The sequence below is a fragment of the Leptospira interrogans genome, from assembly GCF_900156205.1.
In the GTDB taxonomy this organism is placed as follows: domain Bacteria; phylum Spirochaetota; class Leptospiria; order Leptospirales; family Leptospiraceae; genus Leptospira; species Leptospira interrogans.
Genome location: NZ_FTNA01000012.1, coordinates 87,963 through 102,618, shown reverse-complemented (window position 1 = coordinate 102,618; position 14,656 = coordinate 87,963). Strand labels below are relative to the sequence as shown.

At 35.0% G+C, this 14,656-nt stretch carries 20 protein-coding genes and 1 pseudogene; 20 read left to right on the top strand and 1 reads right to left on the bottom strand.

Translation table 11 applies throughout. The features are described from left to right. Window positions 1-104: 104 nt before the first annotated feature. Window positions 105-503, top strand: a complete 399-nt coding sequence (locus tag BW942_RS11500) for a helix-turn-helix domain-containing protein (RefSeq protein ID WP_000278251.1) — start codon at window positions 105-107, stop codon at window positions 501-503. On the opposite strand, the gene BW942_RS21480 is transcribed toward BW942_RS11500, so the two are convergent. Continuing rightward, complete coding sequence (locus tag BW942_RS21480) at window positions 504-671, bottom strand: hypothetical protein (protein WP_000449989.1); 168 nt, start codon at window positions 669-671, stop codon at window positions 504-506. It lies immediately after the preceding gene. Window positions 672-1,253: 582 nt separating this feature from the next. On the opposite strand from BW942_RS21480, the gene BW942_RS11495 reads away from it, so the two are divergent. The 19 genes and pseudogenes from BW942_RS11495 to BW942_RS11405 all read left to right on the top strand — a co-directional run bounded on the left by BW942_RS11495 (window position 1,254) and on the right by BW942_RS11405 (window position 14,652). Continuing rightward, window positions 1,254-1,556, top strand: a complete 303-nt coding sequence (locus BW942_RS11495) for a helix-turn-helix domain-containing protein (protein WP_000022528.1) — start codon at window positions 1,254-1,256, stop codon at window positions 1,554-1,556. 189 nt (window positions 1,557-1,745) lie between these two features. After that, window positions 1,746-1,979, top strand: a complete 234-nt coding sequence (locus tag BW942_RS11490) for a hypothetical protein (protein WP_000445979.1) — start codon at window positions 1,746-1,748, stop codon at window positions 1,977-1,979. Continuing rightward, the gene (locus BW942_RS11485) at window positions 1,976-2,302 is read left to right on the top strand and encodes a hypothetical protein (protein ID WP_000670472.1); all 327 of its coding nucleotides are present in this window, start codon (window positions 1,976-1,978) and stop codon (window positions 2,300-2,302) included. The genes BW942_RS11490 and BW942_RS11485 overlap by 4 nt, the downstream gene beginning before the upstream one ends. A 53-nt stretch (window positions 2,303-2,355) precedes the next feature. Further along, the gene (locus BW942_RS11480) at window positions 2,356-2,925 is read left to right on the top strand and encodes a hypothetical protein (protein ID WP_001974136.1); all 570 of its coding nucleotides are present in this window, start codon (window positions 2,356-2,358) and stop codon (window positions 2,923-2,925) included. 816 nt (window positions 2,926-3,741) lie between these two features. Then, a pseudogene (locus tag BW942_RS11475) lies at window positions 3,742-3,849 on the top strand (integrase core domain-containing protein); the annotation flags it as partial. A 200-nt stretch (window positions 3,850-4,049) separates the two neighbouring features. Further along, the gene (locus tag BW942_RS11465; RefSeq protein ID WP_001222829.1) at window positions 4,050-4,664 is read left to right on the top strand and encodes an LIC10173 family protein; all 615 of its coding nucleotides are present in this window, start codon (window positions 4,050-4,052) and stop codon (window positions 4,662-4,664) included. Then, entirely contained in the window at window positions 4,661-4,897 is a 237-nt protein-coding gene (locus BW942_RS11460; RefSeq protein WP_000869404.1) for a hypothetical protein, read from the top strand. The genes BW942_RS11465 and BW942_RS11460 overlap by 4 nt, the downstream gene beginning before the upstream one ends. Window positions 4,898-4,973: 76 nt before the next feature. Next, a complete protein-coding gene (locus BW942_RS11455; protein WP_000103483.1) occupies window positions 4,974-6,461 on the top strand; it encodes a DUF2586 family protein in 1,488 nt (495 codons plus the stop codon). A 9-nt stretch (window positions 6,462-6,470) separates the two neighbouring features. Further along, window positions 6,471-6,905: a hypothetical protein gene (locus BW942_RS11450; RefSeq protein ID WP_001162965.1), complete on the top strand. Its 435-nt coding sequence runs from the start codon at window positions 6,471-6,473 to the stop codon at window positions 6,903-6,905. 45 nt (window positions 6,906-6,950) lie between these two features. Then, the gene (locus BW942_RS11445; RefSeq protein WP_001068672.1) at window positions 6,951-7,361 is read left to right on the top strand and encodes an LIC_10177 family protein; all 411 of its coding nucleotides are present in this window, start codon (window positions 6,951-6,953) and stop codon (window positions 7,359-7,361) included. A gap of 53 nt (window positions 7,362-7,414) precedes the next feature. After that, window positions 7,415-7,570: a hypothetical protein gene (locus BW942_RS21475; RefSeq protein WP_000291181.1), complete on the top strand. Its 156-nt coding sequence runs from the start codon at window positions 7,415-7,417 to the stop codon at window positions 7,568-7,570. A gap of 19 nt (window positions 7,571-7,589) precedes the next feature. Next, complete coding sequence (locus BW942_RS11440) at window positions 7,590-9,746, top strand: phage tail family protein (RefSeq protein WP_002969543.1); 2,157 nt, start codon at window positions 7,590-7,592, stop codon at window positions 9,744-9,746. Then, window positions 9,743-10,288 (top strand): DUF6046 domain-containing protein, encoded by a 546-nt coding sequence (locus BW942_RS11435; protein ID WP_000579065.1) that lies wholly within the window; start codon window positions 9,743-9,745, stop codon window positions 10,286-10,288. The genes BW942_RS11440 and BW942_RS11435 overlap by 4 nt, the downstream gene beginning before the upstream one ends. After that, window positions 10,285-10,656: a LysM peptidoglycan-binding domain-containing protein gene (locus BW942_RS11430; RefSeq protein WP_000077479.1), complete on the top strand. Its 372-nt coding sequence runs from the start codon at window positions 10,285-10,287 to the stop codon at window positions 10,654-10,656. Before BW942_RS11435 ends, BW942_RS11430 begins: the two co-directional genes overlap by 4 nt. Continuing rightward, the gene (locus BW942_RS11425) at window positions 10,656-11,687 is read left to right on the top strand and encodes a hypothetical protein (protein ID WP_000497855.1); all 1,032 of its coding nucleotides are present in this window, start codon (window positions 10,656-10,658) and stop codon (window positions 11,685-11,687) included. The genes BW942_RS11430 and BW942_RS11425 overlap by 1 nt, the downstream gene beginning before the upstream one ends. Window positions 11,688-11,698: 11 nt before the next feature. After that, the gene (locus tag BW942_RS11420) at window positions 11,699-12,271 is read left to right on the top strand and encodes a hypothetical protein (RefSeq protein ID WP_000764096.1); all 573 of its coding nucleotides are present in this window, start codon (window positions 11,699-11,701) and stop codon (window positions 12,269-12,271) included. Then, window positions 12,271-12,633, top strand: coding sequence for an LIC10183 family protein (locus tag BW942_RS11415; RefSeq protein ID WP_000564696.1), 363 nt, complete (start codon window positions 12,271-12,273; stop codon window positions 12,631-12,633). The genes BW942_RS11420 and BW942_RS11415 overlap by 1 nt, the downstream gene beginning before the upstream one ends. Before the next feature lie 230 nt (window positions 12,634-12,863). Then, a complete protein-coding gene (locus tag BW942_RS11410; protein ID WP_001052514.1) occupies window positions 12,864-13,994 on the top strand; it encodes a baseplate J/gp47 family protein in 1,131 nt (376 codons plus the stop codon). Beyond that, window positions 13,987-14,652, top strand: coding sequence for a hypothetical protein (locus BW942_RS11405; RefSeq protein WP_001280696.1), 666 nt, complete (start codon window positions 13,987-13,989; stop codon window positions 14,650-14,652). The genes BW942_RS11410 and BW942_RS11405 overlap by 8 nt, the downstream gene beginning before the upstream one ends. Window positions 14,653-14,656 lie beyond the last annotated feature (4 nt).

Below are 14,656 nucleotides of genomic sequence, written 5' to 3'. Positions count from 1 at the left end.
TTCCAATCTCGCTTCAAAATCGATTTTTAACTTCGGCGAGTTCAATCTCGCTTGATACAATATACGTTAAAAATGTATAAATGTCAAGAATTAATACGATAAAAATGTATAAATCGGATAAAAAATTTCCGGATCGTCTCAAAAAACTCATCGAAATTCTTGGACTTTCTCAGGCTGAATTTGCTCGTTCGATTGATTTAAAACCTGCGTTTATCAGTGATCTTATCAATCAAAGAGCAAAAAGTTTTTCTCAAGAATCCTTACTGAAACTTCGAGTTGCGCATAATGTTAACCCTCTTTGGCTGATTTCGGGAGAAGGTCAGATGTTGATTACTGAGTTGGAAATAAAGACGGATCTTGAAACGGATCATTATAGATCGCTTCTTAGAAAAATCAAAACACGTCCGCAGATAGAAGTTTTGTTGGAAAGTCTTATGGAGGTTTCTGATTCTGAGTTGGAGGCCTTGCGCGTAGTCATAGAAAAATTTAGAAAGAAAAAATAATTATTTTTTTTCCAGAGACTCAAACACAAGATTTACGATTTCTTGTGCGTATGTGTGCCTAAGAATTTGAATTGGCTGTGGTGAAACTTGAAAGTCGTATTCGAATTTTTTCAAAGTTCTTTCTACTTTCCAGTAAAGAAATTCGCGTAAATCTTCCCTTGTTTCCAATTTAGTACTCCAACAAAATAGCTATATATATGTTTAGTATATTTTTACCCCTGACAAAATCCAACCTAAATCCGTAAATATGACTTTTTTTTGTCCTAAATCGTTTGGGTTTTTAAATTCAAAATCGCAGTGACTCCAAATGACAATAATTTCGATATGTCTCATTGATTGAATTTGTAGATCCTTTCTAGTGACATGATTTGAATTTCAATTGTATTAATCCATTTATTCGTACCTTATCTAAAATTTTGTATGTTAATTATTAGATCGTTAAAACGTAAAAGAACGAATATTAATTAGTATATTCAAGAAATATAAAATAAAGACTGAATTTTTAAATGTATATGGGAATTAAAATATTCAATTTTGAAATAATAAATTTTTGGTCCTAAATTTTATCGCTCAAAGTTATATAATAAATACCGCAAAAATCCGTTTGAATACAGAATGTTAATTTTTTTGAAATTGCTATTATAATAAAATAGAATATTCAAAATATGTATTATTTATTTGGTCCCTATGAATTTTAAAAATTTAGAAAGTGTTTGACAAAAAGCTGGTATTCGATCCAAACAGGACGCTATGTCTATAATTAACGGTAACACAAAAAAAGGATCATTACTCAAAAGCTCACAATCTCTTGGCTCGGAAAAAGAAAAACCGATTTTAGAAACAACTGAACTTTTGCCTATAAAGGATAAAACTCAAATTTTAAAAACCAAGGAAGCCGCTCGATACTTAAATCTTTCGGTAAGAACTTTCAATCAATATGTAATCGATCATGAGATTCCTTTTATTCAATGGAGTCCTAGAGTTCGAAGATTTATGGTTGGAGATTTGGATAAGGTTGTTCTTGCTCGTAGAACAAAAAAGCAGATCTATTGATTTTCTTTTTTATTTTACAAGGTGAATAACGTCTTATGCTGACTTATTTAAAAGTTAGCGGCAGAACGATTCTATACGATTCTGTTCTGTTCTTTGTCTAGAAAAAAATTGTGCTATTCTTTGTTTACAATCGGAAGCGATTGAGTAGTCATTTGGCCCGCCTTGTGCGGGCCGTTTTTGTGAGGAAGAATGGAATCTTCAAAAATTAGTCAAATAAAACTCGGTATCAAAGACTTTCTAGTCATCTTGGGCTTTGTAATTTCTGGAGTGATTCAATACAATACGATGTATAAAGAGCATGAAATCCGGATCGTTAAAATAGAAACCGAAATGGCTTCTATCGCTGAAGATCTTGCGGAAATAAAAGCGGATGTCAAAGATCTCATCAAACTTACTTCTGCTAAAGGAAGGAGAATAGAATGAAATTTTTATTAAAAGATGATCGAACTGGAAAATCTTCAGATACAACTCTTCGTACTTGGATTGTTTTCTTTTTGGTCGTTTCTTATCTGATTGTTTTGTCGATTTTATCCGTTTTTTCTCCGGACTCTTTAAGACCTCTTCAGATGGATATTATTCAATGGTTGATTGTGTTTTATGGTGCAGTCGGAAGTCTTTATTTGGGTAAAAGAATTAACGAAAATTTAAATTCTAAAAAAAGAATTTTGGGTGAATTCTTGGATCGATTTCAAGATCCAAAAAGATCGGATGCAACTGTTCAAGATGTAGAAAGTAGGCAGCTGTAAATGTTTTCGATCTAAAAAGATTATGATCTTAAATAATTAGTTTGTTGATTGAAATGATTTCTTACATATCTCATCCAATTGCTCCTTGGAATCCTCAGAGAAAGGACCCAATTACTCCTCGTCTTTTTTTAAAAGATTACCAGCAGTGTATGGGAAATATATTTCAAGATTTTATAATTTACATAGGTCTAATTTATAGAATACCAGACTTTATTCATCTTACTACCTATAATTATTATGCTCTTTTTGAAGATTGGGCGATTAAAAATAAAAAAAATGTATATGATTCTGGAGACCATTCTGAATATTTTAATATTCTAATGAATTCAAATAACATTCCTTTTAAGATTGTTAAGAAAAAGGGAGACAAGGAAGAGCTTTGTAGTTATTTTGAAAATGGAAATTTTCCTTGCGGCTTAGGAACGTATCTTACTAAAAAAGGACATATCATTCGGGGTATTGGTATTGTGATCAATGACGAAGGTAAAAAATTTTTAAAGGTTTCGGACCCTTATGGAGTTGGGCCTTCTTATTTAGATCCTTATGGCTATATGATTCAATATGAATTAGACGTCTTGTTTGATTTAGGTGTTCCTACTGCTCTCTATTTGGAAAATTTTTAATTCCATTGATTTTTTCGGTTTAGGATAAAGTATTCTACCCATCAATTTAGAATATTTATTTTTGTAAATTTTTTGCGAAGGAGCCTAAGATGTAGGAATTATTACATTTAGGACTTGCTCAAAAATTTAGAATTGATTTTGAATGTTCTATAAAACTTGGTGGTTCCCAAGAATTTTATCTCTTGTTACTGAAGTTTCTGTATTTTGAAGTAAAGATATAAACTTATCTCAAAGTCTCAAAAAACATAAATGATAATTCTTTAGAAATTTCTAATAAACTTCTGTAGTTCCTGCAAAAACTTCGTGTTATATAATTTATGACTCTTTGTTCAGAGCTATTAAGTGTTTAGTTTTTTGTACTATAATAGCGATTTGCAATAAAAATTTACGATACTCGATTTTGTATGGATGATAGTATTGTAATTTCTGTATGATTTCTCACATTTTTGTAATAGTTTATAAATTTAAGACCCTTTGTGCGGGAATTTGATTTTTGGATATATAAAAGTTTGTTTATAGATTCTTATAAGGTTAAGTAACCTAAGAAAGTGTTCTAAAGTTTCCATAAAATTTTAAAAAAGCTGATGATTTTAGAACAGTCTTTAAGTTTTATTATAAAGCCTATTTCATAATAAAATATCAGATATTATTATGGTGATTTTAATAAATTATATATTTTTAATATACTAATTTAGCTATTTTATTTACTTTTCAATAAATTTTACCATTTTAAAAAATCATATAATAGCCAAAAGAGGGGTTTTATAAGATCAATCTATAGATAGTTATATAAGTCTATTTGTAGTTCAGAATGCAAAAGCCAAGCGCCTTATCGAAGACTGGAAGATATTTTACAATTCAGAAAGACCACATAGTTCACTCGGAGGTCTGACTCCGGAGGAATATTTAAGACGATCTGCTTAAGAGAATTTTACACATTGTATTGGCACTAAAAACGGGGCATGTCAGAACCTATCATGATAGGTGTTATCTTTTAGATCGCAGATCAAAAGTAGGTGTCCAAGACTTTAAATTGAGCAGTTTAGAAACATTAGAGGCGGTTCCGTTCTTGTTTATTATCGAAAAAAAACGTATTCTATCTGACGTTTGGGTAATATTATTTTATGAGAATTAGTCATTTAGATTATTTGAAATCCTTAATTTTATCGATCAAAACTCTACCAGAGTCGCCTTCTGCGGATCCGATTTCTTTATTTTCCGAAAATAAAATTTTTCAATCTGCTCCAAATGCAAGCGATTATCCGAACTTATTTCCTTTCTGTATAATTTTTCAATCTCCACTCGTTTCGGTTCCGGATGGGAGACGGTTTCAAAGATTAGATTCTGAATTTGTGAATGGTATTAAAAATATTCGTTTTTTAAAAAGACATTATATTCAAGAATTTAAATATACTATTGATTTTTGGATGCAAGATTCTTTAAAAGATATTCCTTCTTCAGGTCATCTTAATTCAGGGGCTTTGGGAATTTTTGATCAGATTTTAATTTTCCTTTCTAATCAGCGGAAATTTATTACTCTTCACGGAGTTACCGTTGAAGTGAAACCGGGTTCTTTTTCTATTATAGCCAATCCTTCTGAAAATTTAGGATTTTATAAATTAACTACGGAATTTTTTTTTAACGACGGACTTTTTGAAACGGAATCGGTTCCTACTCTGGCTCAGGGAACCTTTCAAATCGAAGAGCCAACAGAAATAGGAACATCGGGGGAACAATGAAAGTAGTTGAGTTTATTAAAAAGTACGAAATTACACCGGTTTTAGCAGCCGGTTTTTTGGATCATTTGCGTAGAGTGCCGGAGGAAGACGTAAAAGAAGAAATTCTTAGGAACGTTTACCAAGAATTTTCAGGTATAAATTTGGATAAAATAAAAAATTCTACTTGGGAACAAGTAGCCGTTCACATAGAAGAAAAAATTTTTACCAAAGCAAATGTGAGAGAATCGAATTAGAATCTTGAAAGTAATTATATAAAAAGCGGCTCGTCCGCCACTCTACTCAGTTGCTCTTTTTATCAGGAGCGTATCAATGTCAACAGGTAACGTGACTACCTATCATCAGGATGGTGGGATCAATTTCAATGACGTAAAACCGGATCATGTAGGTTCTAAAGTGGGTACCGCTGAGACCGGAGATGCTAACAGAGTTTACGTCATCAATAACACACCTCAAGCCAAGGATGTTTTTGGAAGAGGGGAGCTTGTGGATGCCTTAGAACAATTTTTCGAAGAATTTGACGAATCAAAAGGTCAAAAACCAGTGCCGGTTCTTTGTGTTCGTCCATTCAACGATTTGGCTGGGAGTGTAGGAACTCCTACCAAAGTTGGTGGAGGAGAAGCGGCTCTTCCTACAACTTCCGGAATTCCAACAGGTAGTAGAGTTGTAGTACTTAAAATTACAAAAGCAGGTGCTTGTGGTATCGCGGAATATCGTAAATCCGTAGATGCAGGAGCAAACTTTTCCACTCCTTTGATCATTCCTTCAAGTGGTTCTGCGATTTCTTTGGACGTGGGAGTTAGCACTACTTTTACGAATGCTTCTACTCCTGCAAATACGTTTCAGTTAGGTGATACATTCACTTTTATAATTACCGGTCCAAGTGCGTCTAACGCTTCAAGGCTTGCGGCAATTGAGGTTTTAAAAAGAGAATACGGTTCCTATTGGATTCATGTTTTGGGTCCAGCTTCTAGAGCTTTTGCGATGTCGTGTAACGTTATTTTAGAAGAGATGGAAACGGAACACCACCTTCCTTCTTTTATGATCTTGGAAGCAAGAAGTAAGAACGAATCGGAAACGATTCCACAATATTTTCAATATATCCAAGATGAGTTTGAGCCTTTCGTTTCTCCTAAAGGTAGAGTGATGATCGCAGTCGGCGAGGCGCGCTATATCAAAGGTGGAGTTAATGCTTCCGGAGGTTATTCTGCCGTTAAATCTGCAGGTGATTCTATTGGAGCTTGGAGAAACTTTGCAACGATGGCTACCGCAAAAATTGCCGCAACTCCGGTTAACGTTTCTATCGGCTACGTTAAGGATATGCGTTCTCTTACATTTTCAGAAATCCGTTATTGGGACGAAGGATATAGAAACTACATGGATCTTCTTCATGATATGGGTCTGATGGTTCTCAAACAATACGACGACTACGACGGGATTTTTATCGCCAGAGATAAAATTAAAGCTGGAAGTGATTCTGATTTTAAGGAACTTCCTGAAAGAAGACGTGCAGATAAGATGCATCGTATTCTTTATCGTGAGTCTCTTCAATTTTTGAATATGGATACGGAAGTAGATTCTGGGTCGGGGGGTTTAGATTATTTAAAAGCATACATCGATTCCAAAATTTCAGCGGAAATGGAATCTCCTGGTAGAAAAGAAATTTCAGGTCATGAAATTGTTTTAGATCCGAATAAAACGTTTAATACTGATCGGATCTTAAAAGCGAAGTGCAAGATGTACGTTAGTAATCGAACCAAAGCGATCGAGTGGGAAACCTCTTTCGCCACACCCAAATAGGAGTTAACAATGGCATTAGAAGTAGTAAAGGAAAATTATAGCTTCACCAATCTTGAGCTGAAACTTTTCGGATACGATATGGTAAGTTTTTCCGGATTCAAATTTGATCACGCAGTTGAAATTGAATTAACATACGGAAAATCGGGTGAGATAGTAGGATACACTACTAAGAATTACAAACGCAGTATCAGTGCGGAAATTTATTTTGAAGAGTTAGATCGTTTAACTCTTCTTGCTGCTCCTTATGGAGGTTTGATTGAAAAACTTCCACCTGCTCCCTTGACAGCAGTCTTGAAAGCAGAGGGAAGACCCGACTTCAAATACCTCGCGCCCGCCGCAAAAATTACTAAGTACGTCGCGGATTTCAAAAGTGGAAATTCGGGAGCGGTAGCTGTTCCTTTGGAAATCGCTTTGCTTTCGATTCCTATCATTTCGTTTGCGTAATGGCGTTGAATAGTCATTTAAAAATCAAGGAAATAAGTGTATATAATGAATCCATTAATTAGTTCAATTCCTGCTCTTAAGGAAGCTTTTGAAAAACTTCCTCAACCGTATCAGAACATAGACGACGATTTTATTGCACGCAACAAGGACGTGATCGATATGATCAAATCCCATTTTGCGGATAAAGGAGGTCTTCATGTTCTAGATGCGGGCGAAGGTAGAAAGATAATCTGTAGAGTGCCAAATAAAACTCAAGTAGATGAAACTTTAGAAAAAGCTAGGAAAGAAAAGCAAACCGATGTCGCACAACGTCTTACAGGTCAGTGTTGTTTATATCCTAGTTTCGAAGTCGTAAACGGATGGGCCCAGGATTCTCCGGGTATCTTTATCCCGATTAGTAATAAACTGATTGAGTTGACTGCCACAACCCAAGAGGTAACGGCAAAAAAGTTATAGGAGAGAAGCTTAGGCTTCTGAAGGTCGGGAATGGTGCGTTAGACGTTCTTCTGATGTACTATTTCCCTGGAAGAAAAATAGAATACCCAAAAGACGGAGACGAACGCGAAAATTACGAGGCTCAATTGGTTGCAGAATTAGAATTTGTGCAACAAATAGAGATCAACACATTGACGCGTGCGATCGTTAAAGCGTTTAACGGGGATTAGACATTACGGGAGGCGAGGTATGGCCGATACGAATACAAACGAATTGAAAATTGTTTTTACGATAGCGGATCTCGCCTCCAGTAAAATCAACGAGATCAATGGCAAATGGGATAATATGAAGCAGTTGATCGGTGAAAATAAGAAGTATTCAGAACAATTTAAACAATCCATTCAAGAAGTGGATTCTTCTTTTATGAATATGAAAAAAGGTTTTGCAATATTGGATCTGGGTTTGTCGCTCGCTAAGACTTGTAAGGAATTATATGATGCAAGAACGGAATCCTCTAAATTAGAAAAAAATCTCAAGATACTCGGTTTGTCTGCTAAAGAGGTCGGAGACGTTTCCAAATCCGCTTTTAAACTTTCAGACGAAACTGGTATTTCAGTGGAAACAATTCTTTCCAGCGTAAATAAAATTAAATCTTCATTCAAAAATTTGAATACAGCCGATTTAAATGTATTAGTCGGTACTGTTACAAATGCCGTTTTAGCAACAGATGGAAATTTTTCGGATTTAACGGAACGGCTAATTTCTAGCGGTAAACAAATCAAAAATTTTAACGGAGATGTCAAACAATTAGATTTTGGTAATATAACAGATTTTCAATTATCATCGGAAAAAATGAATATGTTTTCGTTTCAACTCGATCGAGTCTCCGAAGTTTGGAAAAATTTTAAAATTCTTTTAGGAGAAGGAATTGAAAATTCTGGTCTTGTAAAATTTGGAATTATAGAATCTGTTCTTAAAAATATCTTTAGAACACTGGCTGACGGAATAGGCAAAGTAAACGCATTTCTTGGCGAAAGTCCGAAACTCACAGAGTTCGCTGGCACTTTTTTGATGTTAGGTGGTGGGGTTTTGATTGCAGCGGGTTCTTTGATGGTTTTAAAATCGGCCGCACTTGGTTTGTTCGCCGCTTTGAAAGTCGCTGCAATGTCTAATCCGATAGGACTGGCGGTAGTAGGTATTGTTACGGCACTGGCTTTGATCATTACGTATTGGGATGATATAAAAACAACTGCAGTCGAAACATGGAATTGGATCGTAAATACTTGGAGTAATCTTTCCGGTTTTGGTAAATTATTGGTTGTTTGGTTGATGCCGATCGTAGGCATTCCGTTAATGATCTATGAAAATTGGAATAAAATTAAAGATATTTTCTTGTTGGTAGGGACTGGAATTACAAAAGGATTTTCTAATATTTATCCATATATTCAACCGATCATTAATGCTCCTTCTTGGATTGTTTCTGCGTGGAATTCTTTGACTAATTTTTTTGGAAAAATAGTAAATTCAATTTTTAGAATATTTGCCAATCTTCCTTCTGGAATTCAAGAAATTTTAGTTCTTGCTATGGTCAATCCGATCTTCGGTTTATACAGTTTGATTTGGCAAGCGCTTAGTAATGTAATCGGAAATATCCGTAATCGTATGAAAGATTCCGGTAAAAGTCTTTTTACCGCTTTTTCTGAAGGAATCCTGGATTCGGTCGCGGACTTAAAATCCACGATTTACAATGTGATGCAGGTTATCGATAGGTATTTACCTCATTCCAACGCTTTGGAAGGACCTCTTTCCAGACTTACTCATTCAGGTTCTGCGTTTGTCGATACTTTCATTTTAGGGATGAAACAAAAAAATAATACATTAGTCGGATTTTTAGGAGAAATGTCTAACGGATTTAAATCTGGATTGAATTTGATCCAACAAAGTGGAACTAAAACAGTCACTACATTTTCGGAGGGAATTTCTTCCGGTAAGTCAGTAGTTTATAATAAAGTAATGGATGTATTGGAAAAAACAAGAAGGTTGTTTCCAAATTCGGACGCTAAAGAAGGACCGTTTTCGACTTTGACCAAATCGGGTAAGGCTACCTTTGCAGAGTTTTCTGCGGGATTGGAATCGGAAATTCCTAAGATCAATCCGATTCTTCAAAGATTCAATCAGGTTTTAACGAACGATTCCAAAGGAATTATTAAACGAACATTAGAAAGTAAAGAAAGTTCCGAAAGTATATCAGGAAAATCGAATGTAGTTTCAAACACGAATATAGGATCTATCATCGGTCAACTGGTGATCGGAAATAAAATTACGGATAAGAAAAAAATCAGCGAGATGATTACGGATGCAATTTTTCAAGAATTGGACCGTTTTGAGGAGATGGAACTAATATGATCGGAGGAATTACACCACCTGCGCTTCCCGCAGGGTATCTTCCTTTGGAGGCAATAACGGGGGATATAGATCGTTTGAAAGTGAGTTGGTCCGGTAATAGATATGAGTTTCCTTCCGGCACTAAAATCAAAGCGCATCGAGAAAAAGAAATCGTAATGACTCCTATTCCAGGAGGAAAGAACGGAACTGTTAAAGAACTTACCGGATACAAAGATTGGACGATTACGGTAGAATTCACTCTTCTTGCTTCGATTTATGGAGCTGGGAGTTTTTCGGCTCCTTCAAATCCTTTGATTAAAACTATGAGGCAAAAAATGAGAGAATTGAGGGATCTTTGGGAACAAGAAGAAACTCTTTGGTTATCCCATGCAATGTTAAGAGTATTAGGAATTACGAATGTAGTTTGTCAAAAGTTCGAACTTTTGAATGCTCCGATTCAATATGAACAAGGCATTATCATCACTTTTTTGTCCGACGACGAATACGATTTGGATCTTGCTTCTATAGAAGCTAAAAACGGTGTAGTGGAGTCTTCTTTATGAGTCAGTTTTACGTTCTTAAAAACAACGATACTCTACAAAGGCTTTCTGCTCGTTATTACGGAAAATGGGAAATTTGGAGATTGATCCTGGATAACAACCCTCAGATCGAAGATTGGAACAATCTTAGAGCAGGGGTTTTAATAGAAATTCCGGAACCCTTGGCGGAAGATCGTCTGCATACGATTGCCGATGGAGAAACGTATGAATCCATCAGTTTTCTTTATTACGGAACAGAACATTTTTCGAGTAAAATTCGTGAGAATAATTCTAATATACAACCTTATGAAAATATAGGATCGACTCTTTTTATAGAGGCCCTCGTTTCCAAAGCCGAACTGCAAAACGCAAAAAGAAGGATGAATTTGTAATGTTTGTTTTAAATCAAGAATTAGAAATATCGAATATAAAATTTCCAGCAATAACTGAAGCTGTATTAGAGTCTTCGAGAGAAATTCCTACCGACATACTTACGATTAAACTTCCTAAGTACAAGAACTTAAAAAAAGATTCGATCGTTAAGTTTTCGAAAGTTACCTGGAAAGCTGGATATTTTCAGTATGGACTTTTAAATGAGTTTAACGGTTATATATTAGAGATTAGTCCAAAAGTTCCACTTGAGTTAAAATGTGTGGACCCGTTTTTCTTTTGTCAACGTAAGATGATGACCCAGGATTATCATCAAAAACCCTTGATGGTTTTTTTGAATGATTGTATTCATCCTCAAATTAAATCAGATATTTCGATTATCGTTCGTGATTCGGATATTAAACAAACAGTAGATATTAGATGTGCAAAAAAATCGGCACGTTATGCGTTATATGAATTAAAAAAAACTCATGGTGTGGACGTTTTTTTTCACGATTGGAAATTGGTGGTTCAAAAAGCTTATAAACATACTGATTTAAGTTTTTCTTCTAAAAAAAATAAAACTCAAAATTCAAATGAATCTCAGGAGACATTTCCTATCTTTCGCTTTGGAAAAAATATTATCCAAGACGAACTTACTCCTTTAGAAAGCAAGCCGTTCAAAATTATTGTAAGAGGAGAAAATCCCAAAACCGGACAGACATATAGAGGGGCTTATGGAACAGGTGAAACTTGTTATTACGAAATCGATGGATTGGATTCTCAAGGAGCTGAAAAAAGAGCAAAAGAAATTTTTAATGAGAAATGTGGCTCTGGTTTTAAAGGAAAGTTCGTTTCTTTCGGTTTTCCTTCGATCACTCATTCTCAGATTATTGAAGTTCAAGATCCGGATGATCTTTCTAGAAGTGCTAAAGCGTTCGTAGATAAAGTGATTAAAAAATTCAATAAGGATGGTTATAGGCAAGAAATTTTTCCAGGTTTTTATTATGAACCTCCGAAGACAGGATCTTCAAAATCAAATGGAAAAAAATAAAGTAGGATCTAATGGCTGATAAAACCATCATACAAGCAATCGTTCAGGCATGGAAAATAGGTTTTCCTATTTTCTTTCCTAAGTTGGGAATTGTAGACTCTGTCGATTCCGAAAAAAAACTTCTAATCGTAAAAGTTGCGGAAGATTTTATTCATGATGTTATTTGGACCGAACCAGTGGTTCCGATGCAGGGTTCCAAATGTCTTTTGATCGCAAGAGATAATATTGAAAAAAGATACACCGCGTTCGGTTTCGAAAAGATCGATTCAATTAAAACGAAAATTGCTGATAAAGTAGAAATTGAAGTAAATGAAAGTAAGACTTTTTTAAATTATAATAATATAATTAAATTAACTATAAACGATGAAGGTTTTCTTTTGGATCTGGGTGGAAAGCCGTTTAAGATTCGGGGAAATATAGAACAAGACGGAGATTTTAAAACTACCGGAAAGATAGAAGCAGAAAAAGAAGTAACCGCTTTTGCTCAGTCCTCTAATTCAGTAAGTTTATCTACACATTTAACCGATTACGTAGATACTCCAGTTGGTCCTTCTGTTTCTAACAAACCTAAGGCAGGCACCTAATGATCGATTTTGCAAATGATTCTGTACAATTCGGAGACTTAACATTGGATCCTTCCGATAATGATTTGTTAAGCGACAGTAATTCAGTTCGTATTGTTTTGTCCGAAATTCGTGAGATGTTTGAAATGACTGTAGCCGACGACATCGACTATCCAGAAATTTACAGCAGACAAAGAATTGCTCAAAACTCTACTGAATACGATGAGTTATCGGAACGGATTCAAGACGCGGAGAGAATTCTTAAATTTCATCCCATTATAAATCCTCAATCTATAAATATAATTCTCGACGAGGAAAGAAGACTCGTAGTCGATTTCAGATTAAAAACGGGAGAATCTGTCAAAGGGATTTTGATGAATTAAATTTAAATATTATAATTGTTTAAAAATTTTATAGAAGGGATTGGCGAAGCTGCTTTAATTTTTAACAATTATAATATATCAATAATATTTTTGTTAATTATTGTGTGATGATATACTGAAAATTTTAGGGATGGTTTAGAGTTTATGAAATCTTATTGCTTGTTTCAAAAATGATAAGTATATTAATATTTCATAAAATTAAAATATTAAATTTATGGTGGAGGTAATCAGTGAATTTAAATATAACTAAAGAACAAGTTCTTAATGAACATCTTCAAAGTGTAAAAGCTTCTGGAGTATTCAAAAATCATACGTTTAGTCCTACTTCCAAAACTTTTTCGATTTTGCGGGCTGTTTCCAATGCCATTTTTTTGTTCATAGATGATAATCTAGTTTCTATCCAGAAAGCGATCCATCCTCATACGGCGGAGGACGATGCCTTACACGAACATCTAATTCGTAGGGGGATGCAATGGAAACCTTCACTTCCCGCGATCATTAAAGTTAGAATCGGTTCTTCCGTTCCATCGATAATCAATCGTGAAATTCCACAATCTTTAATCGTTACTACTTCTGGAAAGGAAGATCAAAGAGTAAAATTTTTTCTTCAAGAATCTTTAATACTTCCTGCAGGTACGGCAGCGGACGCCCAAGGAAAATATACAGTAGAAGCACTCGCTCAATGTACGGTTGACGGCCCGATAGGAAACGTTGTTTCGCGTTCTATCAATTTGATCGAAAATCCTCCAGATGGAATTGATTACGTTTCTAACATAGAAATCAATCCAATTCAACAAGGTCAATATAGAGAGACAAGAACTTCGGTTAGAGCACGTTTAAGAAATGCAGAAGGTGTTTCTTCTAAATGGACTCCCACTTGGTATGTGGGAGAGGCGGAGACGTTTGCTTTTGTAAAAAGAGCCATTTTTAAGAGCTCTAAAAATTTAAAAATGGATGGAGAGGTAAAAATTTTAGTTCAAGGAACGGTAGCTTCTTTGACCGATTCTCAACTTACACAAATTATAAACTATTTCAATTCGGAAGAAAATGATCCAGGTGGAGTCGCTCACGTACTCGTCGAGAATATTTCTGAAACTATAATCAATAAAACTGTTACTGTAAAGTTTTCTTCTTCGGACACGATTCCAAGTCAGGTTGTTTTGGATCAGATAAAGGACGAATACTTTCTTTCGCTCGAAGAAGGCCAGGACTTTGTAGACGCACAGTTAAAAGCTTTATACCAAGCTCTTCCAAATTGTATCGATGTAGAATTTAATCCATTAGGAAATATTGATGTTCCTGCGGGTTCATTGGCAAATGCCGGCCCGGCTTTTCAAGTAATCGGTGTGGTCTATGTCTGATAAATTTACTTTCAATTTCGATTCGACCGTTTGGAAAAATCAGAGAAGTTTAATACGAAAGTTGGGAGTTGATAGTCTTTGGTATAAAGTTTTAAAATCGATTCTCTCAATTCTAAACGAAAGGGCGGTAAGACTCAGTTGGCTTTATAGGCAAATGTGGCTCGAAACAAGCGACGGTTTTGGTTTGATTTTATGGGGAACTAGATACAAGATCGAAAAACTTCCAGGAGAAACGGACGATTTATATCGGAACAGACTTTTGCTCGCTAAACTTTTTAAAATGTCAATTGCTTCTGTGTCTTCTAAAAGACAGGTCATTCAATTTTCGACAGGACTTGACCCGGAAGAGATTCGTTATTCTAAAATTTATAAGTCGGAGGAAGCTAAGAACTGTTTTACGATGGGGGGCATTTTGGATCAAAGAATGATGTCTAGAAAATACGTTTTATTTAGGTATCGATTTTTCTTTCCCAAACTTTCCGACTCTTTCAATCGATCTGCTCTTGTTCAATCCATTGAGAACGTGAATATAGGCGGAAATGTATGTGAACTTTGGGAGAATCAAGGAGAGTTTGATCCGTTCGTGATGGGAGGGAATCTTACGGGTCAATTTCATTCCCGCCGAGCCGAAAAGATTAGAGAATATTCGGTTTATTAAATAT